This window comes from Paramagnetospirillum magnetotacticum MS-1 (assembly GCF_000829825.1).
GTDB lineage: Bacteria > Pseudomonadota > Alphaproteobacteria > Rhodospirillales > Magnetospirillaceae > Phaeospirillum > Phaeospirillum magnetotacticum.
This window is the reverse complement of the sequence record NZ_JXSL01000030.1, coordinates 476,243-500,534: the sequence shown is the minus strand read 5'-3', so window position 1 is coordinate 500,534 and position 24,292 is coordinate 476,243. Positions and strand designations below refer to the sequence as shown.

The window sequence follows — 24,292 nt, the reverse complement described above, 5'->3', positions numbered from 1 at the left end:
TCATGATTGTTCAGAAAGACATATATTCCGCCTTCATGCCGCCGTAATTCTTTGGCACGAATATGCGTATGAGCAAGGAAGCCGCCCTTTTCGCCCTGACCCGTTTCGGGATGGGCGCCGCCCCCGGCGAGGTTGCCGCCATCGCCGCCGATCCCCGCGCCTGGGTGCTTGAGCGATTGGAGCACCCGTCCGTACCGGCGGAACTGTCCGGTTTGCCCGACCATGCCACCACGCTTCGGCGCATGGAGGAGATCAAGAAAGCCCAAAAGGCCAATCCCGAATTGGGCAAGGACGAGATGCGCCGCCTGTTCGTCACCGAGGCGGCGGCCCGCATCCGCGCGGGTGTGACCTCGCCCAGCCCGGTGGTGGAGCGGCTGGTCCGGTTTTGGAGCAACCATTTCACCGTTTCGGCCCAGCGCCATAATGTGGCCCCTATCATCGGCGCTTTCGAGCGCGAGGCCATCCGTCCCCAGGTCCTGGGCCACTTTCACGACATGCTGCGCGCCGTGGTGCGCCATCCCGCCATGCTGGGCTACCTGGACAACGCCCAGTCCATCGGCCCCAACTCTCCCGCTGGGCAAAAGCAGCGCAAGGGGCTGAACGAGAATCTGGCGCGCGAGATTTTGGAACTGCACACCCTGGGCGTGGATGGTGGCTATGGCCAGGCCGATGTGGAGGCCTTTGCCGGAATCTTGACCGGCTGGACCATCGATCCAGCGGGGGGATTTTTCCGCTATGTGCCCAACCGTCACGAACCGGGGCCCAAGCGCCTGCTGGGCCAGGTCTTCGACGGCGGCGAGATGGAAGCCGAACGTGCCCTCTTGATCCTGTCGCGGGAAAAATCCACGGCCCGCTTTGTCGCCACCAAGCTGGCGCGACACTTCGCTGCCGACGAGCCGCCGCCCGCCCTGATCGACGCGCTGGCCCGGACCTTCCTCGACACCGATGGCGACCTGCTGGCCGTGACCCGCCTGCTGGTCATGCGGGGCGAGACCTGGAGCCAGCCCCTGGCCAAGTTGCGCAGTCCCGACGATCTGGTCATCGCCGCCCTGCGGCTGACCGGCGCCGAGAGTGGAGAGGATGCCGACCGCCGTCTGGTTCAGTCCCTCAATCTGCTGGGCCAGCCCGTCTGGTCGGCGCCGTCCCCGGCGGGATGGACCGACCGGGCCGAAGGCTGGATGGCCCCGGAAGCGCTGATGCTGCGGCTGGAATGGCTGAAGGCCCTGGCCGACCGCAAGGGCAAGGGATTTACCCCTGCCCAGGCCGAACAGGTGATTGCCGCCGGTCCCGCCACCCGTCAGGCCCTGAGCGGGGCCGGTGGACCCGAAGGGCTGTTCCTTCTTCTGGCCAGCCGGGAGTTTCAGAGGAGATGAGCATGGACCTCTCCCGCCGCGCCTTTCTCGGCGCTTCTGCCGCGCTCGGTTTCGTTCCCGCCGCCTGGGCCGCGCCCCTGGCCGAGCGCCGTCTGGTGGTGATCGTCCTGCGCGGTGGCATGGACGGGCTGCACGCCGTGCCGCCGCTGGGCGATCCCGCGTATGAGGCGGCGCGGGGTGGTCTTGCCCTCAAGGCCGAGGGCGGCGCGCCGCGTCTTGATTCCACCTTCGCCCTGCATCCCGCCCTGTCCCCCTTGCTGCCCCTGTGGCAGGCCCGCGAACTGGCCTTGGTGCATGCGGTGGCCTCGCCCTATCGCGAGCGGTCCCATTTCGACGGCCAGGACGTGCTGGAATCGGGGGCAACGCGCCCCCATGCTCTCAAGGACGGCTGGCTCAACCGGGCCGTGGCGGCGCTGGGCAATGCACCCGCCCTGGCGGTGAGCCAGTCCCTGCCGCTGCTGCTGCGCGGACCGGCCAAGGCCTCATCCTGGGCGCCGTCGCCGCTGCCCGGTCTGCCGCCCGCGCGCCTGGCCGCGCTGCGGGCGCTTTTTGCCGGTGATCCGCTCTTGTCCATGGCCTTCGAGGAAGGGGTGCAGATGGACACCCTGGCTACCGAGGCCCTGGCCGCCGAACCGGGCATGGCGGGCGGAGCCCGCAAGGTCGCCAATGCCTTTCCCGCCCTGGCCGGTGCCGCGGGCAGTCTGATGGCCGCGCCCGCCGGCCCCCGGCTGGCCGTGATGGAACTGGGCGGCTGGGATACCCATAGCGGCCAGTTGGGTCGCATGAACCAACCACTCGGGCAATTGGCCGAGGGCATCAATGCCCTGGCCCGTGCCCTCGGCCCCGCCTGGAAAACCACCATTGTGGTTGCCGCGTCCGAATTCGGCCGCACCGTGGCCGAGAACGGCACGGGGGGCAGCGATCACGGCACCGGCGGCGCCATGATTCTAGCCGGTGGCGCCGTGGCGGGCGGAAAAGTCTTCACCGACTGGCCCGGCCTGGACAAAGCCCGGCTCTACCAGAGCCGCGACCTGCTTCCCACCCTGGACAGCCGCGCCGTCTTCAAGGCCATCCTGCGTGATCATCTGGGAGTAACGCCCAAGGTCCTCGACGGCGCCGTCTTTCCCGATAGCGCCGCCGTGCGCCCGGTGGAGGGGTTGGTCAGGGCCTAAACGTTCGACAGCCCACCCGAATGCTGGTTGTGGATCAGCGCCATGAATTCGCGGCGCGTGGCGGGGTCGTCGCGGAAGGCGCCCAGCATGCGGCTGGTGACCATGGTGACGCCGGGCTTGTGAATGCCTCTGGTGGTCATGCACTGGTGGGCGGCTTCGATGACCACGGCGACGCCCTTGGGCTGCAGCACGTCATTAATGGTATTGGCGATCTGGGCGGTCAGCTTTTCCTGAATCTGCAGGCGGCGCGCATAGATTTCCACCACGCGGGCCAGCTTGGAGATGCCTACCACCCGGCGGTTGGGCAGATAGGCCACATGGGCCTTGCCGATGATGGGGACCACATGGTGTTCGCAATGGGATTCCAGGCGGATATCGCGCAGCAGCACCATCTCGTCGTAACCGTCGGTTTCCTCAAAGGTGCGGTGCAGGATCTCGGTGGGGTCCAGGTCGTAGCCGGAGAAAAACTCCTCGTAGGCGCGCACCACCCGGTCGGGGGTGCCCACCAGGCCTTCGCGGTCGGGATCGTCGCCGGCCCAGCGCAGCAGGGTGCGCACCGCTTCCTCGGCCTCTTCGCGCGAGGGCTTTGCCAGGCGGTGGGCCTGGGCGGGAAGCAGTTCCTTGGGCAGGGTGAGGGAGGCGGAGTCGTTGCTCACGGCGGCGTTCCTTTCGCTTTGATCACGATCCGGCATGTGGAGGCGCTTCCCAGAAAATACAAGCCCGACTAATTCAGTCTGGGTTTCTCATGGGGGCTGTCGAGGGAAAAAGCGGGGATGGCGATGTCGAAGGCCGAGCCGTCCTCGTCCTCCATCTCGTAGGTGCCGACCATGATGCCGGACGGCGTGGGCAAGGGCGTGCCGGACGTGTATTCATAGGCATCGCCGGGGCGCAGAACGGGCTGTTCGCCCACCACTCCCGGTCCCTTGACTTCCTGTACCCGGCCGATGGCGTCGGTGATGACCCAGTGGCGGCGCATGAGCTGGACGGTACGGGTCCCCTTGTTGATGATGCGCACGCGATAGGCCCAGACGAAGTGATTGTCTTCGGGCGAGGACTGGTCGTCCAGGTAGAAGGGCTTGACGCTGACCTCGACGTCTCGGGTGGTCTGGCTGTACATGAAACTCCCCGTCCGGAACAAGACCGATCCCCATCATATCAGGGGGAGATCGGCCTTTGTCCACCGGCAGAATCGAAAGAGTCTAGCTTTCCAGCGCCTGGGCGATGTCGTCGGCCAGATCGTCGCCGTCCTCCAGGCCCACCGACAGGCGCAGCAACCCCTCGGTAATGCCCATGGACAGCTTGTCCTCAGGGCTCAGGCGCTGATGGGTGGTGGTCCAGGGATGGGTGATCAGGCTCTTGGCATCGCCCAGATTGTTGGAGATGTCGATCAGGTCCAGGCCGTTCAGCAGATCATAGGCCGCCTGTTTGCCGCCTTTGAGCTCAAGGGCCACGATGCTGCCCCAGCCGCGCATCTGGCGCTTGGCCAGATCGTGCTGGGGGTGGCTTTCCAGGCCGGGATAAAGGACGCGGGCCACTTCCCCACGGGTCTCCAGGAAGCGGGCCAGTTTCAGGGCATTGGAACAGTGGCGTTCCATGCGCAGATCCAGCGTCTCGAGGCCTTTCAGCAGGACCCAGGCGTTGAAGGGCGACATGCAGGGTCCGGTATTGCGCAGGAAGGGCCCCAGGATATCGGCGCAAAATTCGGTAGAGCCCAGAACGGCACCTCCCAGGCAGCGGCCCTGGCCGTCAATATGCTTGGTGGCGGAATAGACGACGATGTCGGCACCCAGTTCCAGCGGGCTTTGCAAGATGGGGGTGGCGAAGACGTTGTCCACCACCACCTTGGCCCCGGCCTTGTGGGCAAGATCGCATACGGCGGCCAGATCGATGATCTCCAGCGTCGGATTGGAGGGCGTCTCCAGGAAGACGCAGGCGGTGGGACGGGACAGGGCGGCTTCCCAGGACTTGAGATCGGTGCCGTCGACGAAGACCCGCTCGATGCCGTAGCGCGGCAGCAATTCGTTGATGATCCAGTGGCACGAGCCGAACAGCGCATTCGAAGCCACGACGCGGTCTCCGGCCTTCAACTGGCAGAGCAGGGCGGCATGGACGGCGGCCATGCCCGAAGCGGTGGCGCGGCAGGCGGGCGCGCCCTCGATTTCGGCCAGGCGCTGTTCGAAGACGGCGATGGTCGGATTCTTGAAGCGGGAATAGACCATGCGGTCCAAGGTGCCGTCGAAACTGGCCTCGGCCTCCTCGGCGCTGTCATAGACATAGCCGGAATTCATGAACATGGCTTCCGAGGTCTCGCGAAAATTGGTGCGCGACAACCCGCCGCGCACCGCTTGAGTGCGGGGGCGCCAGGTGCGGGCAGGCTTGGAATCGCTATTGCTCATGGGAACCTCCGAAGACAAAAGCCCCGACCATGGTGCGGGCCGGGGCTCGACTAGCGGAGCGCTCGGACCTCTTTAGCGGGATGTTTAACGTGGCCGCAATCCGGTCGGACAAATCACCACGGACCAAGACATAGCGCCGGGCACGCCCGAGCGTCAAGCTCATTGGCGTTTCATTGAACACTCAATGTTTTCCGAATATTACGGTTGTGCGAAATGCAGGGCACGGCTGGTCATACCGCTTGAAGAAATAAGGAGTGGGGGTCTATGCTGCGTCGCAGCAATGCATATTGGAGAGTTTGTCATCATGACCATCGACGTGAATGCCGCTCCGGCGCCGCTGAAGCTTCTCGATCTGCGCGGCAAGAAGGGATTGATCATCGGTATCGCCAATGACCAGTCCATCGCATATGGCATCGCCAAGCACTGCCACGCCTATGGTGCCGAACTGGCCATCACCTATCTCAACGAGAAGGGCGACAAATACGTCCGCCCCCTGGCCGAGGGCCTGTTTGCCCCCATCTACCTGCCTTGCGACGTGCGCGAGGATGGTCAGCTGGAAGCGGTGTTCAAGGCCATCGAGGAGAAGTGGGGCCGTCTGGACTTCGTCATCCACTCCATCGCCTATGCCAATCGTGACGATCTTCATGGCCGCGTGACCGATTGCTCGCGCGAGGGTTTCGCCCTGGCCATGGATGTGTCGTGCTTCTCCTTCGTTCGCTGCGCCAAGCTGGCCGAGCCGCTGATGAAGAATGGCGGCGCCCTGATCACCGTGTCGTTCTATGGCGGCCGCAAGGTGGTCGAGCACTACAACGTCATGGGTCCGGTCAAGGCGGCGCTGGAAAGCACCACCAAGTATCTGGCGCACGAGCTTGGCCCCAAGGGTATCCGCGTCCTGGCCCTGTCGCCCGGACCGCTGAAGACCCGCGCCGCCTCGGGCATCGACCGCTTCGACGAACTGATGGACGCCGCCGCCCAGAAGGCGCCGACCCATCAGTTGGCCGATATCAATGATTGCGGTTCCTTCGCCGCCTATCTGGTCAGCGATCTGGCCAAGTCGGTGACCGGCACCACCTTGTATATCGACGGCGGCGCCCACATCGTCGGGTAGCCCTACTTTGCCAGGAGCGCCGCCCAGGCGGCGCCCTGGTCACGGTAGAATCTCAGCCTTGCCTGATCGCGCGGCGATATTGCGTCGTCGGCCAGGGTCGGTACGGTCAGGCATTGCCGCCGTCGCGAGATATCCTCGCGCTGCTCGGCGGCCAGCCGCTGGAACAGCCGCGCCCGCGCCCTTCCCGATGGCGGGGCGGCGGGGTCGGCGGGCGGAATGGGGCCGTCATGGCGCCGCTCCGCCGCATCCATTTGCCCAAAGGCAAAGCGGACGGGCATTTCCCGGTCTCCTCTGATTCAGGAAATTATTGGCTGGACCACAGAATCCGGGCGATCCAGGCCACCTCCTCGGTGGCCAGGGAACGGCCGGGATGGGCCGGATTGATGGAGGCCAGTTCGATGCGCTTGGCGGTCTGGCGCACCAACTGCTTGACCATCACTTCGCCCTCGGTGGTGCGCACCACCACGCGGTCGCCGCGCCGAACGCCCGCGGCGGGGGAAACGATCACCACGTCGCCGTCGCGGTAGAGGGGTTCCATGGAATCGCCGCTGACCTCCAGTGCATAGGCATGGGGGTCGCCGATCTCGGGGAAGGGGATCTCATCCCAGCTGCCGCCCACCGGATAACCGGCATCGTCGAAATAACCGCAGTCACCCGCCTGGGCGAATCCGATCAGGGGGATGGTGTTGGCCGTCTGGCGCGCTTGGGCCGTATCCTCGATATAACCGACGAAGGCGGTCATGGTGGCCCCGGTGGCCTCCAGAACCTTGGCGACGCTTTCCGTCGACGGCCAGCGGGGCTTGCCCTCGCGGGTGACGCGTTTGCTCTTGTTGAAGGTGGTGGGGTCCAGCCCGGCCTTGCGGGCAAGGGCAGACGCCGTCAGCCCGTGGTCACGGGCAAGCGCATCAATGGCGGCCCAGATGTCGGCGTGCTTCAGCATGGGAAGATGGTCCCGCAATTTTGCCTCCGGTTCTACAGGAACATAAACCTTTTTCTTGACTCTATTCCGGGGCGTGACGCAATGTCAATGGCATATGGTCCTATAAGTGGAGAACAAAGATGGCTGCTATGCGAAACATTAAGGGAACCTATGATGCTCGGGAGGGCGAGCCCTTCGCCACGCCGGAGGATGCCTGGATCTGGTATGCCCACTGCCAGATGGCCCGCGACGAGGGGGCGCGGTTTCAGGCAGGGCTTGGGGATATTGCCAGGCCTTGCGTCCCCGACGACATCGCGCGCGAGGTTCGGCGCCTCTATCGCCATCGCGTCCTTCGGGGTGCCCATTTGCGGGTCCTGGTGCGGTTTGGGGACGAAGCCGCCAGGACGGTCGGGGACGATGGCGGCGAGACCCGCCTGTGGCGCGAGGCGCTGGACCGGCTGGCGGTACCGTTACGGGCCAAGGGGATCATCGCATGAATCCGTCTTCCCGGGCCCTGGTGGTGTTCTCGGGCAAGGCCGATTTAGCCTGGTTGCGCCTGTTGCGGCCGGGATTTCGTCATTGTTTCGTCCTGCTGGAATTGGATGGCGCTTGGGTCTGCATCAATCCCCTGGCGCATCGGACCTCGGTGGAGGTCTGGTCGCCGGGAGGCGGCCTCGATCTCCTCGCCTGGCTGCGATCGCAGGACGGGCTGACCGTGGTCGAGACCGCCGTGCGCCACCCGCCCCGCCGCCCCAGTCCGATCGGTCTATATTCCTGCGTCGAGGCGGTGAAGCGGGTGTTGGGGCTGCAAGAGCGGTGGGTGCTGACGCCAGGCCAGTTGTATGACTATCTTGCTAGTAACGGAAAAAAGTCCTTTACAGATGTAAAAATTAGGTCTATGGTCAGGAAATCAACACCCGAACTCTGTCCGGACCAACCCCTCGCCACCAGCGAGGCGGATGGCTTCGGCTGCGGACGGGAACAAAACATGATCAATTCGTAAGGAGATATGCCATGGGTGGTTTCTTTGCTCCCGATCCGCCGTCCCCGCCTGCGCCGGTGGTCCTGCCTGCGACGCCCAGCCCTGAGGATGCGGCGGCCAGTGAACGTCTCGATGCCATCAACCGCAACCGGCGCGGCCTGCTGGGCACCATCGCCACCTCGGAGACCGGGGTTCTGCAATCGGCGGGCTCGGGCAATCGCACGGGCAAGACCTTGCTGGGAGAATAGACATGGACGGTACCGAAACCCGCCGCCGCAAGGATGGCGAGGAAAAGGCCGCCTTGGGCGAGGCCCTGTTGGGCGTCGAGGGGGATGACCCTTCGGTTTTGCTGCGGCGTTACCGCAAGGCCAAGGAACGCCGCTCCACCTGGGAATCCCACTGGCAGGAATGCTACGACTACGCCCTGCCCCTGCGCGACGGCATGTTCCACGCCGGTGTGCCGGGCGAACGCAAGGCCGACCGGCTGTTCGACGGCACGGCTCCCGACTGCGTCGATCAACTGGCCGCCAGCCTATTGTCGGAACTGACTCCGCCCTGGGCGCAATGGTTCGGGCTGACCGCTGGCGATCAGATGCCCGAGGCCGAACGCGATCAGGTGGCTCCGCTCCTGGAGCGGGTGGCCGCCGTGATGCAGTCCCATTTCGATCGCTCCAACTTCGCCATCGAAATGCACCAGTGCTATCTGGATGCGGTCACCGGCGGCACCGCCTCGCTGTTGTTCGAGGAGGCCGCACCCGGCGAGGCCTCCGCCTTCCGCTTCACCTCGGTTCCCTTGGGCCAGGTGGTGCTGGAGGAGGGGCCCGCCGGGCGTCTGGACGTCACCTTCCGCCGCAGCGAAATGTCCGTGGCGGCGCTGAAGGCGCGCTTTGCCCGCGCCGTCCTGTCCGGCCATCTGATCAAGGCGGCGGCCGATGATCCTGATTTGCGCCTGGGTGTGGTCGAAGCGGTGATTCCGGTGCGTGGCGGCTATTCCTATGCCGCAGTGCTCGACGACGAATCCTCGGATGTGGTTTTGGGGCGTGGGTCGTTTTCCAGTTCGCCCTTTCTCAATTTCCGCTGGCTGAAGGCTCCGGGCGAGGTTTATGGCCGCTCTCCGGTCATGAAGGCCCTGCCCGACATCAAGACCGCCAACAAAGTGGTGGAACTGGTGCTGAAGAACGCCACCATCGCGGTGACCGGCATCTGGCAGGCCGATGACGACGGGGTGCTCAATCCCGCCAATATCAAGCTGGTTCCCGGCACCATCATTCCAAAGGCGGTGGGGTCGGCCGGGTTGCAGCCGCTGACCGCGCCGGGGCGCTTCGACACCTCGCAACTGGTGCTCGACGATCTCAGGGGCCGCATCCGCCACGCCCTGATGGGCGACAAGCTGAGCCAGCCCGCCTCTCCGTCGCTCACCGCCACCGAGGTGTTGCAGCGTTCCGACGACATGGCCCGGCTGCTGGGTGCGACTTATGGCCGCTTGCAAAGCGAACTGCTGACCCCGCTGATCATGCGCGCCATCCATATCCTGCGCAGGCGGGGCGAAATTCCCCCGCTGTCGGTGGATGGGCGCGTTTTCGATCTGCAATACCGCTCGCCATTGGCTCAGAATCAGGGACGTCGCGACGCCCGCAACGTGCTGAGCTGGCTGGGTGCCCTGTCCAGTCTGGGCCCTGCGGCCCTGGCCACCGTCGATGCGGCAGCCGCCGCCCGCTGGCTGGGCCGGGCCTTCAACGTTCCGTCGGAACTGGTCCGTCCCGCCTCGGAGCAACAGGCAGGCGCCATGGATCCCGACCCGGCCGCCCTCGACTCGCTCATCAGGGGCCTTGATGCGCCGGGCGGGCACAAGCCCAAGGGAGGCTTCCATGCCCCCGGGTGATTCCGGCTGGACCTGGTTGGACCACGCCGCGGCGTCCTCGCACGGCGACGACGCGGTTCAGTTGTTGTCCCGGCAGGCCGCCCGGCTGTTCGCCACCCCCGATGGCGAGGCCGTTCTGCACCACCTGAAATCCATGACCATCGATCGCTGTCTCGGACCTGAGTCCGGCGACAACGCGCTGCGCCATCTGGAAGGCCAGCGTCATCTGGTCCTGCATCTCCTTGCCCTGGCCGCCCGTGGCCGGACGGGGATGTAGGGCGCCCTGATACAACTTCAAAGGAGTTTACAATGATGTCCCAAGCCGCTTTTTCGCCTTCCGCCGACACTGTCGGCGAGACCGCCCGCCCCGAGAACGTGCCCGCCAAGTTCTGGGATTCCGCCACCGGCCAGGTGCGGACCGACGCCCTGTTGCGGGCCTATCGCGATCTCGAACGCCGCGCCTCGTCCATGGTCCGGGTTCCCGGTCCCCAGTCCGGGGCCGACGAGGTCGGCACCTTCCGCCGGGCCGTTGGCGTTCCGCCCAGCCCTGATCAGTACAGCATCAATGCCTCTCACCCCGCCCTGGCCAGCGATCCCGGTGTGAACCAGCGCCTGCATCAGGCCGGCTTCACCCAGGAACAGGCCCAGATGGTTTATGATCTGGCCCATGAATGCCTGCTGCCCCTGATCAATGACCTGGCCGCCAGCCAGGATCAGGCCAGCCAGATCGAACATCTGAAGGGCCATTTCGGCGGCGAGGTCCAGTGGCAGGAAAGTGCGCGCCAGATCAAGGCCTGGGGCAAGGCCAATCTGCCCAAGGCGGCCTATGACGCCCTGGCCTCCACCGCCGACGGGGTCAAGACCATGCATCGTCTGATGCTGTCCGATGAACCGTCGCTGGGCGCAGCGCCGTCGGCCGGAGCCGATGGCCGCACCGAGGAGCAATTGAAGAAGATGATCAACGATCCCCGCTACTGGAAGACCAAGGACCCGGCCTTCATCGCCAAGGTCAGTGACGGCTTCCGCCGCCTTTACGGGGAATAGGCATGAAAAAGCCCCCTCCCCACGGGGAGGGGGCTTTGATGCGGCTGCTTACCGGTTCATGGCGGCGACGCCGCTGCCGATATCGAGACCGGCGAACCAATCGATGAAGCGCTTGACGTCGTCACCCTTGAACACCAGGCCGTGCTGCGGCGCCAAGATGTCGATCTCCAGCTTGGACACCTGGGCGCACCAGGCGTCACGGGCGCGGGTCGAGGCCAGCCAGCGGCGGTGGAACCCATCCATGTACTGCACATGGGAGGCGAAGTCGGTGACGAACATGGAGCCGCTGGCCTTGTCCCTAGGGACCAGCGCGGCGCCCACATCGCCCGAGAACAAGACCTTCGCCTTGGGGTCGTAGACGTTGAAATTGCCCGAGGAATGAAGGTAATGGGCCGGGATGAAGCGCAAGCGGAGGCTGGGCGACAGCGATATTTCCATTCCCTCGTCGGGAATGGTGGTGAAGGTGGCGTCGCGGTCGAAATGGGCGGTGAAACTGGACCACAGCCAGGACAGATAGACCTTGATGTCGGGCTCGCAGACCCGGCGCCACAGCGGCAGGGACGAGCCGATATCCGGGTCCTGATGTGACAGGAACAGCGCCTTGAGATTGGACACCGGTATTTCGCGCGTCAGCGCCGCCAGCATGGCCGGAAACACCTCCATCCCGCCCGGATCGAGCAGGATGGCGTTGTCGCCCGACCGGACCAGATACTGGTTGGTGTCGACGATGGCGTCAGGCCTGTCCGGGTCCTGGCCGAATATTTGCCAGCAGTGATCATCCTCGCGGTACAGCGTAACGCACTTCATGGCTTGGGTCCTGACTGGCTATGAGTTGCGATGGAGTTCATCAAGGGCGTCGAGGCCGACGCGCCGCAACGCCACCCCCTTCTCGGCGGCACGGCGCACCGCGTCCGACGCTTCGTCGATCATCTGGCGCAGGTCGTCCACATAAAGCCGCATCGTGTCCGAGACCGTGCGGAACTCCTTCTCGTGGACACCGGCGGCGGCGGCCTCGATGGCGATGTTGGTGGCGATGGAATCGGACTGACTGACCACTTCTTCCACGCCGTGGGTGCGACGCGTCAGATCGCTCACGGCATTGGCCATGCCGTCCAGGGTATCGACCAGCATGGTCATCAGATCGGCGAAAGCCCGCTTGGCGCAATCATTCGATTGTCTGTCGGCCGGATCGTTGTCGATCAGCTGGTTGGCGCGCTCGAACAGGCGAAGCTGCATCAGCGCCCGTAAGATGGTGGACGAGAAGGCGAAAGTGCGCCCGCGCAAGGAATGCATCTCGCCCTGTATCTGGGCCAGACGGTTGACCAGTTCGCGGGTGTATTGGGTGAGTGCCCTGACCGCCTTGCCCTTGTCCCCCGCCCGGCCCGCCGCCAGTTCGGCGTTGAGCGACAAGATGCGCAGATTTTCCGCCAGTTCGTCCAGATCGCCGAAGGCATGAAAGGCGCGGCGGCAATCGCCCAGCAGGCCGTTGGCCCGCGCCTCGATGCGGTCGGTACGGTGGGTATGTGTCCGTGTGTTCGTCGAAACCTGGCTCATGTCCGCCTATCCGGCAAAGACCCCATTAGCAGGGATGATAATGGGTTTTTCGCCGCCCGGAAGGGGGAAACTTGTCGCGGTCAAACAAAGATCTCAAAGAGCAACCGGTGATCTGATCACGGGCTTTGCTCTTCATCGTAAGGTTCTCAGGCGGTGCCGGGAGCCCCTATTCACAGGAGAAAGATATGTCAGGATTCGAGACGATTGTTCCCGTGGTGGCCAGCGCCGCCATGAGTGTGGCCGGTCAGGCCAGCCGCGCCTCGGCGGCAAATGAGGCCGCTGCGGCCCAGGCGGATGCGCAAGCCCGGCAGAACCAGCTGATCCTTCAGCGTCAGGCCGCCGACCAGCAGCAGCAACGCGACCTTTTGGAAAAGGCTTCCGCCACCCAAAGAGCGCGGATGGCGGCATCGGGAATGGACGGTTCGGGCGGTTCCGCCGATGCCATCCTGGCGGGAATGAGCCAGGATACGGCCGATTCCATCAACGCCTCGGCCCAGACCGCCCAGCTCAAACTGCGAAATCCATCATCAGGATCGAGCATGGGGTCCAATCTTTTGGATTTGACCACCGGAGGAAACGCCGGTCTCTCGGTCTTGAAGAGTTTCTATGATTCCATGGAGTGAACGAAAATGGGCGGGAAGTCGCCTTCCCGCCCATGGGCAATCAGATCCTTAACGCCCGAAATCAGGCGGCCTGTCCCCGCTTCTTCAGCAGTTCCAGGATCTCGGCGGCGGCCTTGGGGATATTGGTGCCGGGGCCGTAGACCGCGGCCACGCCCGCCTTGTACAGGAAGTCGTAGTCCTGGGTGGGGATGACGCCGCCCGTGACCACCAGAATGTCGCCCGCGCCCTGGGCCTTCAACTCGGCGATGAGGGACGGAACCAGGGTCTTGTGACCGGCGGCCAGGCTGGAGGCGGCGACGATATGCACGTCGTTCTCCACCGCCTGACGGGCGGCCTCTTCCGGGGTCTGGAACAGCGGGCCGATATCCACGTCGAAGCCCAGATCGGCAAAGGCGGTGGCGATGACCTTGGCGCCGCGGTCATGGCCGTCCTGGCCCATCTTGCAGACCAGCATGCGGGGACGGCGGCCCTCGGTCTTGGCGAAGGCCGCGATATCGGCCTTCAGCTTGGCAAAGCCCGCGTCATCCTTGTACACGCCGCCATAGACGCCCGAAATGGTGCGGTTGACGGCGCGGTGACGGGTGAAGGACTTCTCCAGGGCGTCCGAAATCTCGCCCACGGTGGCGCGCGCCCGTGTCGCCTCGACGGCCAGGGCCAGCAGGTTGCCTTCGCCCGATTCGCCCGCCTTGGCCAGCGCGACCAGGGCGGCCTCTACCTTGGCCTGATCGCGGGTGGTCTTGATCTGCTTGAGGCGCGCGATCTGGGAGTCACGCACTTTGGCGTTGTCAACGTCGAGGATCTCGATGGGGGTTTCCTCGGCGGGCTGGTACTTGTTGACGCCGACCACCACTTCCTCGCCCCGATCGATGCGGGCCTGACGCCGGGCGGCGGCCTCCTCGATCTTCATCTTGGGCATGCCCGATTCCACGGCCTTGGTCATGCCGCCCAGTTCCTCGACTTCCTGGATCAGCTTCCAGGCTTCCTCGGCCAGGGCGTTGGTCAGGCTTTCCACGTAGTAGGAGCCCGCCAGAGGATCGACCACATGGGGAATGCCGGTCTCTTCCTGAATAATCAGCTGGGTGTTGCGCGCGATGCGGGCCGAGAACGGCGTGGGCAGCGCGATGGCTTCGTCCAGGGCATTGGTGTGCAGCGACTGGGTCCCGCCCAGCACGGCGGCCATGGCTTCGATGGTGGTGCGGATGACGTTGTTGTAGGCGTCCTTTTCCGTCAGCGACACGCCCGAGGTCTGGCAGTGGGTGCGCAGCGCCATGGACGAGGGCTTTTGCGGGTCGAACTGCTTGATGATGCGCGCCCACAACAGGCGGCCCGCGCGCATCTTGGCGATCTCCATGAAGAAGTTCATGCCGATGGCCCAGAAGAAGGACAGGCGGCCAGCGAATTCGTCGATCTTGAGCCCGGTGCCGAGCGCGGCGCGCACATATTCCAGACCGTCGGCCAGGGTGAAAGCCAGTTCCTGCACCGCCGTCGCCCCGGCTTCCTGCATGTGGTAGCCGGAGATGGAGATGGAGTTGAACTTGGGCATGTTCTTGGACGTATAGGAGATGATGTCCGCGATGATGCGCATGGAAGGCGCGGGCGGATAGATATAGGTGTTGCGGACCATGAACTCCTTCAGAATGTCGTTCTGAATGGTGCCCGACAGTTGGTCCTGGGAGACGCCCTGTTCTTCCGCCGCGACGATATAGCCCGCCAGAACCGGCAGCACGGCGCCGTTCATGGTCATGGACACGCTCATCTTATCGAGCGGGATGCCGTCGAACAGGATCTTCATGTCCTCGACGGAATCGATGGCGACACCGGCCTTGCCCACATCGCCCACCACGCGGGGGTGATCGGAATCATAGCCGCGATGGGTGGCCAGATCGAAGGCCACGGAAATGCCCTGCTGACCGGCGGCGAGATTCTTGCGGTAGAAGGCGTTGGATTCCTCGGCGGTGGAGAAACCCGCGTATTGGCGCACCGTCCACGGCTTGGCGGCATACATGGTGGCGCGGGGGCCCCGGGTGAAGGGCGGGAAGCCGGGCAAGCTGCCCAGATGCTCCAGGCCTTCCAGATCGGCACTGGTGTAGAGCGGCTTGACCGTGATGCCTTCCGGGGTTTCCCAGTCCAGGGTCGAGGGCGCAGCGCCCTTCAGGTCCTTCGACGCCAGGGCATCCCAATCAGCAACGCTCTTCTTCGGGAACTCGCTCATCGACCTTCTCCCACTTTTCTTTAAAACGCCGCGCCACGCATCAGATAGGACGCGCCCAATTCATCCAGGGATTTCAAGCCCGTCACCACCGGCCCCAGGGTCCGGACCATGCCGTCGGTCAGGCCGTAGACCCAGGAATGCACTTCCAGTTGCTGTCCGCGCTGCCAGGCGTCCTGGATCACGGGCGAGCGGCACAGGTTGCGCACCTGGGCCATGACGTTCAGCTCGCACAGCCGGTCCACCTGGGCCGCCTCGTTGGGCAGCATGTCCAGTTCGTGGCGGTGGCACTCGCAAATATCGCGCACCGGACGGATCCAGTACTCGGTGACGCCCAGACGGGAATCCTGCAGCGCGGCCCGCACGCCGCCGCAGCCGTAATGGCCGCAGACGATGATGTGTTCCACCTTGAGTACGTCGATGGCGTATTGCAACACCGACAGACAGTTCATATCCGCATGATGGACCTGATTGGCCACATTGCGGTGGACGAAAACCTCACCGGGTTCCAGGCCGACGATCTCGTTGGCCGGAACCCGCGAATCAGCACAGCCGATCCAAAGATATCCCGGGGTCTGCTGCTCTGCCAGATGGGCGAAGAAGCCGGGCTTGGTACGCTCCGTCTCCTCCGCCCAGACCTTGTTATTGGCCAGCAGGCGGTCGATCCCCGGGACTTTGCTCACGAGGCGAACTCGATGATCTTCTGATCGACCGCCAGGGAATCGCCGGACTTGGCGTGCACCTTGGCGATCTTGGCATCGCGCTCGGCCTTGAGGATGTTTTCCATCTTCATGGCCTCGACCACGGCCAGCGGCTCACCGGCCTTGACCTCCTGGCCTTCCTCGACCAGCAGCTTGGCCAGCAGGCCGGGCATGGGCGAGAGCAGATACTTGCTCATATCCGGCGGCGCCTTGAAGGGCATCAGCTTGTGCAGCTTGGCGGTGGGCCGTGTCAGGACCCAAACCTCGGCCTGGACCCCGGAATGGGACAGGCGGAAGGAAACGCCGGTGCGGTCCACCTGGACGCAAACCATGCGGTCGTCGACCTTGGCGCGGATCAGCGGATCGCCGATCTGCCAGTCGGTCTTGACCTCGACGGCCTCGCCTTCGACCACCACGGCATAGCCGCCGGGAGCGGGGTGGACATCCACCTCGTGATAGGTGCCGCCGATCAGCACGGTCCACTCGGTGGGGGCCTTCATCTCATGGCCGGGGAACTGGCCCGAGATCTGGATATTGCGCTCGACGATGCGGCGCTTCATGGCCGCCGCCACGGCGATCAGGGTGGTGGGATCGTCCGAGGGCAGATCCGAGGAGGTGAAGCCGTTGGGATATTCCTCGGCGATGAAATTGGTGGTCAGGTTGCCCTTGACGAAGCGTTCCTTGGAGAACAGCGAGGCCAGGAACGGGATGTTATGGGACAGGCCGCGGATATGGTACTCGTCCAAGGCCTGGCGCATATGGGCGATGGCGGTCTCGCGGGTCGGGCCATAGGTGATCAGCTTGGCGATCATGGGATCGTAGAACATGCTGATCTCGCCGCCCTCATAGACGCCGGTATCGACGCGCACATGCTGGCTTTCGGCCGGGGGCTGATAACGGGTCAGGCGGCCGGTGGAGGGCAGGAAGTTACGGAAGGGGTCCTCGGCATAGACGCGGGCTTCCATGGACCAGCCCTGAAGCTTGACGTCGTCCTGGGTGATCTTCAGCTTCTCGCCATAGGCCACGCGGATCATCTGCTCGACCAGATCGAGGCCGGTGATCATCTCGGTGACCGGATGCTCCACCTGCAGACGGGTATTCATTTCCAGGAAGTAGAACTCGCCGGTGGCGCCGCCGACGATGAACTCCACCGTGCCGGCCGACTTGTAATTGACGATGCGGGCCAGGGCGCAGGCCTGCTCGCCCATGGCCTTGCGGGTCTCAGGGGTCAGGAAGGGCGAGGGCGCCTCTTCGATGACCTTCTGGTGACGACGCTGGATCGAGCATTCGCGCTCGCCCAGATAGAGCACCGTGCCCTGGCCGTCGGCCAGAACCTGGATCTCGATGTGGCGGGGCTGCTCGATGAACTTTTCCACGAAGACGCGGTCGTCGCCGAAGCTGGTCTTGGCCTCGTTGGTGGCGCTGGTGAAGCCCTCATGGGCCTCGGCGTCGTTCCAGGCCAGACGCATGCCCTTGCCGCCACCGCCGGCCGAGGCCTTCAGCATGACGGGATAGCCGATTTCACGAGCAATCTTCACCGCCTCGTCGGCGTCCTTGATCACGCCGAGATAGCCCGGCACGGTGTTGACGCCAGCTTCGCGGGCCAGCTTCTTGGACTCGATCTTGTCGCCCATGGCGAAGATGGCGTGGGCGTCGGGGCCGATGAAGGCGATGCCCGCCTTGCCCAGGGCCTCCTGGAACTCGCGCTTTTCCGACAGGAAGCCATAGCCGGGATGAACGGCCTGGGCCCCGGTCTTCTTGCAGGCCTCGACGATCTTGTCGATCACCAGATAGGACTGGGCCGAGGCCGCCGGGCCGATATGCACGGCCTCGTCGGCCATGGAAACGTGGAGCGCATCCTTGTCGGCGTCGGAATAGACCGCCACCGTCTTGATGCCCATCTTGCGTGCGGTCTTGATGACCCGGCAGGCGATTTCGCCGCGGTTGGCGATCAGAATCTTAGTGAACATGTGATCGTCCCCCTTACAGCGGAATGTTGCCGTGCTTGCGCCACGGATTCTTCACGTCCTTGTCCTTCAACATGGCCAGGGAGCGGCAGATACGCTTTCTGGTGTTTCTGGGCATGATGACGTCGTCGATGAAGCCGCGATGACCGGCAATGAAGGGATTGGCGAACTTCTGGCGGTATTCCTCGGTCCTGGCCGCGATCTTCTCGGCATCGCCGATATCGGAGCGGAAGATGATCTCCACCGCGCCCTTGGGGCCCATCACCGCGATTTCGGCGGTGGGCCAGGCGAAGTTCACGTCGCCGCGCAGGTGCTTGGAGCTCATCACGTCATAGGCGCCGCCATAGGCCTTGCGGGTGATGACGGTGATCTTGGGCACCGTGCACTCGGCATAGGCATAGAGCAGCTTGGCGCCGTGCTTGATGATGCCGCCGTATTCCTGCGACGTGCCGGGCAGGAAGCCGGGCACGTCCACGAAGGTGACCACGGGAATGTTGAAGGCATCGCAGAAGCGCACGAAGCGGGCGCCCTTGATGGAGGACGAGATGTCCAGGCAACCGGCCAGCACCATGGGCTGGTTGGCGACGATACCCACCGTGCGGCCTTCCATGCGGGCGAAGCCGACGATGATGTTGCCAGCATAGCCCGGCTGCACCTCGAAGAAATCGCCCTCGTCCACGACCTTGAGGATCAGCTCCTTCATGTCGTAGGGCTTGTTGGGATTGTCGGGGATCAGGGTGTCGAGGCTGGCCTCGATGCGCTCGGGCCCGTCATTGGTTGGGCGGACCGGGGGCTTCTCGCGGTTGGAGCTGGGCAGGAAGTCCATGAAGCGGCGCAACTGCAGCAGCGCCTCCACGTCGTTCTCGAAGGCCAGATCGGCGACGCCCGACTTGGTGGAGTGGGTCACCGCGCCGCCCAGTTCCTCGGCGGTCACCGTCTCGTGGGTCACGGTCTTGACCACGTCCGGGCCGGTCACGAACATGTAGGAGCTGTCCTTGACCATGAAGATGTAGTCGGTCATGGCCGGGCTGTACACGGCGCCACCGGCGCACGGGCCCATGATCATGGAGATCTGGGGCACCACACCGGACGCCATGACGTTGCGCTGGAATACCTCGGCATAGCCAGCGAGCGAAGCGACACCTTCCTGGATACGGGCGCCGCCCGAATCGTTGAGGCCGATGACGGGGGCGCCGACCTGGACCGCCTTGTCCATGATCTTACAGATCTTCTCGGCATGGGCTTCCGACAGCGAGCCGCCGAACACGGTGAAGTCCTGGCTGAACACGAAGACCAGACGGCCATTGATGGTGCCGTAGCCGGTGACCACGCCGTCGCCGGGGATCATGTTCTCGTCCGAGTCCATGCCGAAATCGGTGCAGCGATGCTCCTTGAACATGTCCCACTCCTCGAAGGAATCGGGATCGAGCAGAAGCTCGATACGTTCACGGGCGGTAAGCTTGCCGCGCTTGTGTTGGGCGGCGATACGCTTCTCGCCACCGCCCATACGGGCGCCTTCCCTCTTTTCCTCGAGCTGCTGAATGATTTCGTGCATGGACGCGGGCCTCCGGCGGGCAGAGTGACATTGGCGTCGGGTGTATTCGCAAAGCCCTATGGCTGGCAACAGGAGTCGCGGGGAAAAGGGCGGTGTTGCGAAGGGCTTCGCAAACTTCCCCTGTGAAGTTGCTAAGGTTGCGAAGGTCCTTCGGGGCGGCTATAACCTATGGTCATGAACAAGAAGCTGTTCCTGGGTTACAAACTCCGGCGTCTGCGCGAGGGCAAGAAACTGTCCCAGGCGGCGCTTGCCGCGCTGCTGGAAGTGTCGCCCAGCTACCTTAATCAGATCGAGAACAACCAGCGTCCGCTGACCGTGCCGGTCCTGCTGCGCATCGCCAAGGTGCTGGACGTGGATCTGGCCACCCTGGTGGAAGACGAGGAATCCCGGCTGGTCGCCGATCTGCGCGAAGCCTTGAACGACCCGGTCTTCGGCTCGGGCTCCATCGGGCTGTCGGAGCTGAGGAACGCCGCGTCCGCCTCGCCGGAACTGGCGAAAAGGGTGCTGACCCTTTACCAGACCTTCCGCCAATTGGACGAGCGCATGCAGTCGCTGACCGAGAATCTGTCCTCGGCCACGGGGGAGGCCAATGGGGAGGATCGCGGCGGCCATGCCCATTTCCCCTATGAGGAGGTCCGGGACTTCTTCTACTACTGCAACAACTATTTCGGTCCCCTGGACGAGGCCGCCGAGGCCCTGGTGGAGGCCGAGGGCTTCCGCCTTGGCCAGATGCACAACGATCTGGTGGCCTATCTGGAGAACCGCCACGGCGTGCGGGTGCGCATCGTCGCCGAGGACGACACGGCGGGCATGCGCACCTTCGAGCCCGGTGCCGGGGCGCTGTCGCTTTCGGCCTTGCTGTCGGTGCCATCCCGCACCTTCCAACTGGCCCATCAGATAGCCTTGCTGGCCTATCACGAACTGATCGAGGAGGTGGTGGGCGGGGCCAAGCTGTCGTCGGACGACGCGCGCTCCATCTGCCGCGTCGGGCTGGCCAATTACTTCGCGGGCGCTCTGGTGATGCCCTATATGGCCTTCGCCACGCAAGCCAAGGCGCTGCGCCACGATATCGAGCAGTTGCAAAGCCGCTTCGGCGCCAGCTTCGAACAGGTGGCCCACCGCCTGTCCACCCTGCAAAGGCCTGGAGCGCGGGGCGTGCCGTTCTATTTCGTGCGCGTCGATATGGCGGGCAACATCACCAAGCGCCACTCGGCGACCCGCTTTCACTTCACCCGCTTCGGCGGAGCCTGTCCCTTATGGAACGTGCATGAGGCCTTTGCCCAGCCGGGCAAGATCCTGGTGCAACTGGCCCGCATGCCCGATTCCATCTCCTATATCTGCGTGGCGCGCACCGTGTCCAAGCGCGGCGGGTCCTTCCTGCGTCCCGACCGCCAGTTCGCCGTGGGCCTGGGCTGCGAGACGGCCTATGCCTCCGAGGTGGTCTATTCCGCCGGACTCGACCTGGCCTCCGAACAGGCCGCGGTGCCCATCGGCGTCAACTGCCGCATCTGCGAGCGCGACGATTGCCGCCAGCGCGCCTTCCCGCCCATCGGCAGCCATATCAGCGTCGACGAGAACAACCGGTCCTTCGTGCCGTATCTGTTTGCGTGAGGCCCCTGGCGGGGCTTTCGAACCCTCCACTCTTTCTCTCGTCATCCCGGCCTTGAGCCGGGATCCAGGAGTCGCGGAAAGGCTGGAGTCGCCCCCCCTGGATCCCGGATAGCGCTATCGCGCTTCCGGGATGACGAAAGATAATGGCTAGCGGGGCCTTTTCAGCACGGCAAACGGCGAATCCGAGGGCTTTTCCGGCCGAACCTTGCGCCGGGGTTTCCGGCCCGTCCTGAAGCCATCCTCCGCCCGCACATAGCCCAGAGCCTCCAGCACGGATTCCGTCGCCTCGACGCCGAGACCTAAGGCCGAGTGCATCTCGTGGCTGGGCTGGAAAGCGCCGTGATGGGCGCTGGCGCGGGCCAGGGCGGCGAAGCGTTCAGCCACGTCGCGGCGCACCGCCACCTTGCCCAATACCCCATAGCCCACCGCCTCGTAAAAGACGTTCGGCGCGCCTGGGGCCACCATCACCGCCGGGCGGTGGCCGGGGATTTCCGGCGCAGGCAGGCCCGCATGGATGCTCCACAGCAGGGCGCGTAAGCCTTGCGCCTTGGGCTTGAACAGGGCGGGGATGTAGAGGCCATGCCGCCCGACGCGGACATCCAGGCGGGCCAGCGCCAAAGAGTCGTCCTTGGTCAGCGTCCGCACCAGGCTTTCGTCGCAGGGCATGGAGCCCAACCCCTCGGCCAGTTGGTGGGCCAATCCCCGCGCCGCGCCCGCCAGCGGCGCCTTGGCCAGACGGAGCAGGGAGGGCAGGCGGGCGGCAAGGAGGGCCTGGACCACCTCGTTCAGGCGGTTGCGCAACCTTTCTCGCCCCAGAGGTGGCAGCAGGTCGCCATGGGGGGGCTCCACCTTGGGATGCAGTGGGTCACTTCCGGCCGACAGGCGGGCCAAGGGCTCGCCCCGCCAGAACAGGCCCTCGGGGCCCAACTCAAAAGCCTCGGGCGGATCGGACAGGGCTTGGGCCAGACGGCGTTCCACCTCCGGCCCCAAGGCGCGGGTGGCGGCGGCCAGCATGGTCCGCGCGGCGGCCCCGGTCTCGGTTTTGTCGGCCTCGAAGCGGAACCCCTTGAGGCGCCCCACGAATTCGCCTTCCACCCGCACCTCGCCTTCGGGGCGGATATCGGCGTCCATGGCGCTGTCGTCGCGCATGCGCCGCACCAGGACGGCGGTGCGCTTGTCGACAAAGCGGTTGGTCAGGCGCTGGTGCAGGGCGTCGGACAGGCGGTCCTCGACACCCCTTGTCACCTCTTGCCAGTGGGCACAGTCGGGCACCCAGTCGGCCCGGTGCGACACATAGGTCCAGGTGCGGATATGGGCGATCCTTTGAACGATGGCGTCCAGTTCCCCATCGGTGCGGTCGATGCGCTTGATGTTCTCGGCCAGCCAGTCGATGGGCAGACGGCCCGCAGGCGCGGCGAGATGGCGGAAGATTCGGCCCAGCAACCGGGTATGGGACTCGTCCATCACCTTGCGGAAATCGGGAATGCGGCAGACCTCCCACAGCAACCGGACCCGTTCCGGGTGGTTGGCAAGGCGGAGGATCTCCTCGTCCTGGGAAAGCGCCGCCAGGGCCAGTTGATCATCGGCATCCCTGGCGCGCAGTAGTCCCACCTTGTCCGGCGCCCGGTCCAGGCTGGCCAGCAGGGCGGCGGGGGAGGCGAAGCGCAGATCGGCATTGCGCCAGTAGAGCGCCTTCAGGGGATCGAAGCGGTGGTTCTCCACCTGCTCCACGATCTCCGAGGCGATGGTCCCGGCATCCAATGTGGTGCCGAAGGTGCCGTCATTCATGTGCCGCCCGGCGCGGCCCGCGATCTGGGCGATTTCGGTGGGTTCCAGCGGACGGGGGCTGCGGCCATCGAACTTGCGCAAGGACGCGAAGGCCACATGGTCCACGTCCATGTTAAGCCCCATGCCGATGGCGTCGGTGGCGACGATGTAATCCACCTCGCCCGCCTGATACATGCCCACCTGGGCGTTGCGGGTGCGGGGGCTGAGCGCGCCCAGCACCACAGCCGCCCCGCCCCGAGACCGGCGGACGAATTCGGCCATGGCATAGACTTCGGCGGCGGAAAAGGCCACCAGCACCGAACGCGGCGGCAGGCGGCCCAGCTTCTTCGCCCCCACATGGGTCAGTTGGGAAAAGCGCGGGCGGCTCATGAATTCGACGCCCGGCACCAGACGGCGGATCAGCGGCTTGATGGTCTCGGCGCCCAGGAACAGGGTCTCGGTCTCACCCCTGGCGTGGAGCAGGCGGTCGGTGAAGATGTGGCCGCGTTCGGGGTCGGCGCAAAGCTGGATCTCGTCCACGGCCAGAAACGCTACGCGGCGGTCCAGGGGCATGGATTCCACCGTGCAGACCAGCCAGCGGGGATGGGGCGGGATGATTTTCTCTTCGCCGGTGATCAGCGCCACTTGGGCCGCGCCCTTGATCTTGACGATACGGTCGTAGTTTTCCCGCGCCAGCAGCCGCAGGGGAAAGCCGATCATGCCGCTGGCATGGGCCAGCATGCGCTCCATGGCGAAGTGGGTTTTTCCGGTATTGGTGGGGCCGAGCACGGCGAGGATGCGGGTCATGACTCGAATCGGCCTTGCAATGGGGAGGCGGTTGCTCTTATGGTCCGCGCCGGGAGATCGGCATGGACGGACCCGTCGCCAACCCGGTCAGGTCCGGAAGGAAGCAGCCGTAACGATTTCCGGTCCGGGTCGTGTCCGGTCTCCCACCCTTCCAAATAATCTGCTCCGTCATCCCGGGCAAGCGAAGCGCGACCCGGGACCCAGGAGCCGTTTCCCCCTGGATCCCGGCTCAAGGCCAGGATGACGATGGAACGGTATCGCCTCAGCCCGCCTCGGCGGCTTCCGAACCGGCGGTGACGATGATATCGCCGAATTCGCGCAGAAAGACCGAGCCCTTGACCGTGCGCTGAATCAGTACCGAGCGGCGATCCTGGTCGTCCACCTTGCGCTTGACCAGACCGAACTCGGTCAGGCGATCGAGCGCGCGGGTGATGGCGGGCTTGGAGATGTTCAGCGTCTCCGCCAGACCGCGCACCGTATGGGGCGGCGGAATGAGATAGACGGTCAGCAGCAACGCCATCTGGCGGGCCGACAGATCGGGGGCGTCACGCCGCACGCTTTCGACGATGGCTCCGCGCCAAAGGTCGAGAGCCTGCACCGGTTTCAAGGTAACGCCCATCATCTGCCCATTCGTTGCGACGAC

Annotated in this window: 24 protein-coding genes, 1 other RNA gene and 1 riboswitch; of the genes, 12 read left to right on the top strand and 13 right to left on the bottom strand. The window is 64.8% G+C overall.

From position 1 onward, the window contains the following. Positions 1–68 precede the first annotated feature (68 nt). Positions 69–1,373 carry a DUF1800 domain-containing protein gene (locus CCC_RS14860; protein ID WP_052473255.1) on the top strand — a complete coding sequence of 435 codons (1,305 nt, stop codon included), beginning with the start codon at positions 69–71 and terminating at the stop codon, positions 1,371–1,373. A 2-nt stretch (positions 1,374–1,375) separates the two neighbouring features. Then, positions 1,376–2,545, top strand: coding sequence for a DUF1501 domain-containing protein (locus CCC_RS14855; protein WP_052473253.1), 1,170 nt, complete (start codon positions 1,376–1,378; stop codon positions 2,543–2,545). Here the strand turns inward: CCC_RS14855 and folE are convergent. From folE to metZ, 3 genes are all read right to left on the bottom strand, one after another. Then, complete coding sequence (gene folE, locus CCC_RS14850; RefSeq protein WP_009870157.1) at positions 2,542–3,201, bottom strand: GTP cyclohydrolase I FolE; 660 nt, start codon at positions 3,199–3,201, stop codon at positions 2,542–2,544. The genes CCC_RS14855 and folE overlap by 4 nt on opposite strands. A gap of 68 nt (positions 3,202–3,269) precedes the next feature. Then, on the bottom strand, positions 3,270–3,662 hold the full coding sequence (apaG, locus tag CCC_RS14845; RefSeq protein WP_009870158.1) for a Co2+/Mg2+ efflux protein ApaG: 393 nt from the start codon (positions 3,660–3,662) through the stop codon (positions 3,270–3,272). Between the two features lie 82 nt (positions 3,663–3,744). Next, the gene (metZ, locus tag CCC_RS14840) at positions 3,745–4,941 is read right to left on the bottom strand and encodes an O-succinylhomoserine sulfhydrylase (protein ID WP_009870159.1); all 1,197 of its coding nucleotides are present in this window, start codon (positions 4,939–4,941) and stop codon (positions 3,745–3,747) included. 51 nt (positions 4,942–4,992) lie between these two features. After that, positions 4,993–5,071: riboswitch (SAM riboswitch) on the bottom strand. A gap of 174 nt (positions 5,072–5,245) precedes the next feature. On the opposite strand from metZ, the gene fabI reads away from it, so the two are divergent. After that, on the top strand, positions 5,246–6,049 hold the full coding sequence (fabI, locus tag CCC_RS14835; RefSeq protein WP_009870160.1) for an enoyl-ACP reductase FabI: 804 nt from the start codon (positions 5,246–5,248) through the stop codon (positions 6,047–6,049). A 2-nt stretch (positions 6,050–6,051) separates the two neighbouring features. Here the strand turns inward: fabI and CCC_RS14830 are convergent, their stop codons facing one another. Then, positions 6,052–6,327: a hypothetical protein gene (locus CCC_RS14830; RefSeq protein WP_041041967.1), complete on the bottom strand. Its 276-nt coding sequence runs from the start codon at positions 6,325–6,327 to the stop codon at positions 6,052–6,054. 26 nt (positions 6,328–6,353) lie between these two features. Continuing rightward, positions 6,354–6,989: a S24 family peptidase gene (locus CCC_RS14825; protein ID WP_009870162.1), complete on the bottom strand. Its 636-nt coding sequence runs from the start codon at positions 6,987–6,989 to the stop codon at positions 6,354–6,356. Positions 6,990–7,117: 128 nt separating this feature from the next. Between CCC_RS14825 and CCC_RS14820 the strand changes: the two genes are divergently transcribed. The 6 genes from CCC_RS14820 to CCC_RS14795 are packed head-to-tail and all read left to right on the top strand — an operon-like array spanning position 7,118 to position 10,855. Further along, positions 7,118–7,465 (top strand): hypothetical protein, encoded by a 348-nt coding sequence (locus CCC_RS14820; RefSeq protein WP_009870163.1) that lies wholly within the window; start codon positions 7,118–7,120, stop codon positions 7,463–7,465. After that, on the top strand, positions 7,462–7,971 hold the full coding sequence (locus CCC_RS14815; protein ID WP_052473250.1) for a hypothetical protein: 510 nt from the start codon (positions 7,462–7,464) through the stop codon (positions 7,969–7,971). Before CCC_RS14820 ends, CCC_RS14815 begins: the two co-directional genes overlap by 4 nt. Positions 7,972–7,982: 11 nt before the next feature. After that, positions 7,983–8,198, top strand: coding sequence for a hypothetical protein (locus CCC_RS14810; protein ID WP_041041965.1), 216 nt, complete (start codon positions 7,983–7,985; stop codon positions 8,196–8,198). Positions 8,199–8,200: 2 nt separating this feature from the next. Next, complete coding sequence (locus CCC_RS14805; RefSeq protein WP_009870165.1) at positions 8,201–9,832, top strand: portal protein; 1,632 nt, start codon at positions 8,201–8,203, stop codon at positions 9,830–9,832. Then, the gene (locus CCC_RS14800; RefSeq protein WP_041041964.1) at positions 9,819–10,088 is read left to right on the top strand and encodes a Bbp19 family protein; all 270 of its coding nucleotides are present in this window, start codon (positions 9,819–9,821) and stop codon (positions 10,086–10,088) included. The genes CCC_RS14805 and CCC_RS14800 overlap by 14 nt, the downstream gene beginning before the upstream one ends. A gap of 32 nt (positions 10,089–10,120) precedes the next feature. After that, the gene (locus tag CCC_RS14795; RefSeq protein WP_009868574.1) at positions 10,121–10,855 is read left to right on the top strand and encodes a capsid assembly protein; all 735 of its coding nucleotides are present in this window, start codon (positions 10,121–10,123) and stop codon (positions 10,853–10,855) included. 48 nt (positions 10,856–10,903) lie between these two features. Here CCC_RS14795 and CCC_RS14790 read toward each other — a convergent pair whose 3' ends face one another. Beyond that, a complete protein-coding gene (locus tag CCC_RS14790) occupies positions 10,904–11,662 on the bottom strand; it encodes an oxygen-binding di-iron domain-containing protein (RefSeq protein WP_009868575.1) in 759 nt (252 codons plus the stop codon). Between the two features lie 18 nt (positions 11,663–11,680). Further along, entirely contained in the window at positions 11,681–12,409 is a 729-nt protein-coding gene (locus CCC_RS14785; protein WP_009868576.1) for a methyl-accepting chemotaxis protein, read from the bottom strand. A gap of 185 nt (positions 12,410–12,594) precedes the next feature. Between CCC_RS14785 and CCC_RS14780 the strand changes: the two genes are divergently transcribed. Beyond that, positions 12,595–13,032, top strand: a complete 438-nt coding sequence (locus tag CCC_RS14780) for a hypothetical protein (protein WP_236686394.1) — start codon at positions 12,595–12,597, stop codon at positions 13,030–13,032. 61 nt (positions 13,033–13,093) lie between these two features. On the opposite strand, the gene scpA is transcribed toward CCC_RS14780, so the two are convergent. The 4 genes from scpA to CCC_RS14760 are packed head-to-tail and all read right to left on the bottom strand — an operon-like array spanning position 13,094 to position 19,464. Next, the gene (gene scpA / locus CCC_RS14775; RefSeq protein WP_009868578.1) at positions 13,094–15,244 is read right to left on the bottom strand and encodes a methylmalonyl-CoA mutase; all 2,151 of its coding nucleotides are present in this window, start codon (positions 15,242–15,244) and stop codon (positions 13,094–13,096) included. Between the two features lie 20 nt (positions 15,245–15,264). After that, positions 15,265–15,924 (bottom strand): carbonate dehydratase, encoded by a 660-nt coding sequence (gene can, locus CCC_RS14770; protein WP_009868579.1) that lies wholly within the window; start codon positions 15,922–15,924, stop codon positions 15,265–15,267. After that, positions 15,921–17,912 carry an acetyl-CoA carboxylase biotin carboxylase subunit gene (accC, locus tag CCC_RS14765; RefSeq protein WP_041041963.1) on the bottom strand — a complete coding sequence of 664 codons (1,992 nt, stop codon included), beginning with the start codon at positions 17,910–17,912 and terminating at the stop codon, positions 15,921–15,923. The genes can and accC overlap by 4 nt, the downstream gene beginning before the upstream one ends. Before the next feature lie 13 nt (positions 17,913–17,925). Continuing rightward, the gene (locus tag CCC_RS14760) at positions 17,926–19,464 is read right to left on the bottom strand and encodes an acyl-CoA carboxylase subunit beta (RefSeq protein WP_009868582.1); all 1,539 of its coding nucleotides are present in this window, start codon (positions 19,462–19,464) and stop codon (positions 17,926–17,928) included. A gap of 168 nt (positions 19,465–19,632) precedes the next feature. Here CCC_RS14760 and CCC_RS14755 point away from each other — a divergent pair, with 168 nt between their 5' ends. Then, positions 19,633–21,075, top strand: a complete 1,443-nt coding sequence (locus CCC_RS14755; protein WP_009868583.1) for a helix-turn-helix domain-containing protein — start codon at positions 19,633–19,635, stop codon at positions 21,073–21,075. A 147-nt stretch (positions 21,076–21,222) separates the two neighbouring features. Here CCC_RS14755 and CCC_RS14750 read toward each other — a convergent pair whose 3' ends face one another. Further along, positions 21,223–23,649 carry a helicase-related protein gene (locus CCC_RS14750; protein ID WP_041041962.1) on the bottom strand — a complete coding sequence of 809 codons (2,427 nt, stop codon included), beginning with the start codon at positions 23,647–23,649 and terminating at the stop codon, positions 21,223–21,225. A gap of 50 nt (positions 23,650–23,699) precedes the next feature. Between CCC_RS14750 and ffs the strand changes: the two genes are divergently transcribed. Continuing rightward, an RNA gene (gene ffs, locus CCC_RS21805) (signal recognition particle sRNA small type) lies at positions 23,700–23,798 on the top strand. Between the two features lie 113 nt (positions 23,799–23,911). Here the strand turns inward: ffs and CCC_RS14745 are convergent. After that, entirely contained in the window at positions 23,912–24,268 is a 357-nt protein-coding gene (locus CCC_RS14745; RefSeq protein WP_041042435.1) for a MarR family transcriptional regulator, read from the bottom strand. Positions 24,269–24,292 lie beyond the last annotated feature (24 nt).

Excerpts from the sequence above, each read along its gene's own strand:
- CCC_RS14780 (WP_236686394.1), top strand. The coding sequence starts at position 12,595 with ATGTCAGGATTCGAGACGATTGTTCCCGTGGTGGCCAGCGCCGCCATG.
- CCC_RS14805 (WP_009870165.1), top strand. The coding sequence starts at position 8,201 with ATGGACGGTACCGAAACCCGCCGCCGCAAGGATGGCGAGGAAAAGGCC.
- CCC_RS14825 (WP_009870162.1), bottom strand. The coding sequence starts at position 6,989 with ATGCTGAAGCACGCCGACATCTGGGCCGCCATTGATGCGCTTGCCCGT.
- CCC_RS14860 (WP_052473255.1), top strand. The coding sequence starts at position 69 with ATGAGCAAGGAAGCCGCCCTTTTCGCCCTGACCCGTTTCGGGATGGGC.
- metZ (WP_009870159.1), bottom strand. The coding sequence starts at position 4,941 with ATGAGCAATAGCGATTCCAAGCCTGCCCGCACCTGGCGCCCCCGCACT.
- fabI (WP_009870160.1), top strand. The coding sequence starts at position 5,246 with ATGACCATCGACGTGAATGCCGCTCCGGCGCCGCTGAAGCTTCTCGAT.
- CCC_RS14745 (WP_041042435.1), bottom strand. The coding sequence starts at position 24,268 with ATGGGCGTTACCTTGAAACCGGTGCAGGCTCTCGACCTTTGGCGCGGA.
- CCC_RS14810 (WP_041041965.1), top strand. The coding sequence starts at position 7,983 with ATGGGTGGTTTCTTTGCTCCCGATCCGCCGTCCCCGCCTGCGCCGGTG.
- CCC_RS14750 (WP_041041962.1), bottom strand. The coding sequence starts at position 23,649 with ATGACCCGCATCCTCGCCGTGCTCGGCCCCACCAATACCGGAAAAACC.
- CCC_RS14820 (WP_009870163.1), top strand. The coding sequence starts at position 7,118 with ATGCGAAACATTAAGGGAACCTATGATGCTCGGGAGGGCGAGCCCTTC.
- CCC_RS14755 (WP_009868583.1), top strand. The coding sequence starts at position 19,633 with ATGGTCATGAACAAGAAGCTGTTCCTGGGTTACAAACTCCGGCGTCTG.
- CCC_RS14855 (WP_052473253.1), top strand. The coding sequence starts at position 1,376 with ATGGACCTCTCCCGCCGCGCCTTTCTCGGCGCTTCTGCCGCGCTCGGT.
- CCC_RS14830 (WP_041041967.1), bottom strand. The coding sequence starts at position 6,327 with ATGCCCGTCCGCTTTGCCTTTGGGCAAATGGATGCGGCGGAGCGGCGC.
- CCC_RS14795 (WP_009868574.1), top strand. The coding sequence starts at position 10,121 with ATGATGTCCCAAGCCGCTTTTTCGCCTTCCGCCGACACTGTCGGCGAG.
- scpA (WP_009868578.1), bottom strand. The coding sequence starts at position 15,244 with ATGAGCGAGTTCCCGAAGAAGAGCGTTGCTGATTGGGATGCCCTGGCG.
- apaG (WP_009870158.1), bottom strand. The coding sequence starts at position 3,662 with ATGTACAGCCAGACCACCCGAGACGTCGAGGTCAGCGTCAAGCCCTTC.
- CCC_RS14785 (WP_009868576.1), bottom strand. The coding sequence starts at position 12,409 with ATGAGCCAGGTTTCGACGAACACACGGACACATACCCACCGTACCGAC.
- CCC_RS14800 (WP_041041964.1), top strand. The coding sequence starts at position 9,819 with ATGCCCCCGGGTGATTCCGGCTGGACCTGGTTGGACCACGCCGCGGCG.
- CCC_RS14815 (WP_052473250.1), top strand. The coding sequence starts at position 7,462 with ATGAATCCGTCTTCCCGGGCCCTGGTGGTGTTCTCGGGCAAGGCCGAT.
- CCC_RS14760 (WP_009868582.1), bottom strand. The coding sequence starts at position 19,464 with ATGCACGAAATCATTCAGCAGCTCGAGGAAAAGAGGGAAGGCGCCCGT.
- accC (WP_041041963.1), bottom strand. The coding sequence starts at position 17,912 with ATGTTCACTAAGATTCTGATCGCCAACCGCGGCGAAATCGCCTGCCGG.
- CCC_RS14790 (WP_009868575.1), bottom strand. The coding sequence starts at position 11,662 with ATGAAGTGCGTTACGCTGTACCGCGAGGATGATCACTGCTGGCAAATA.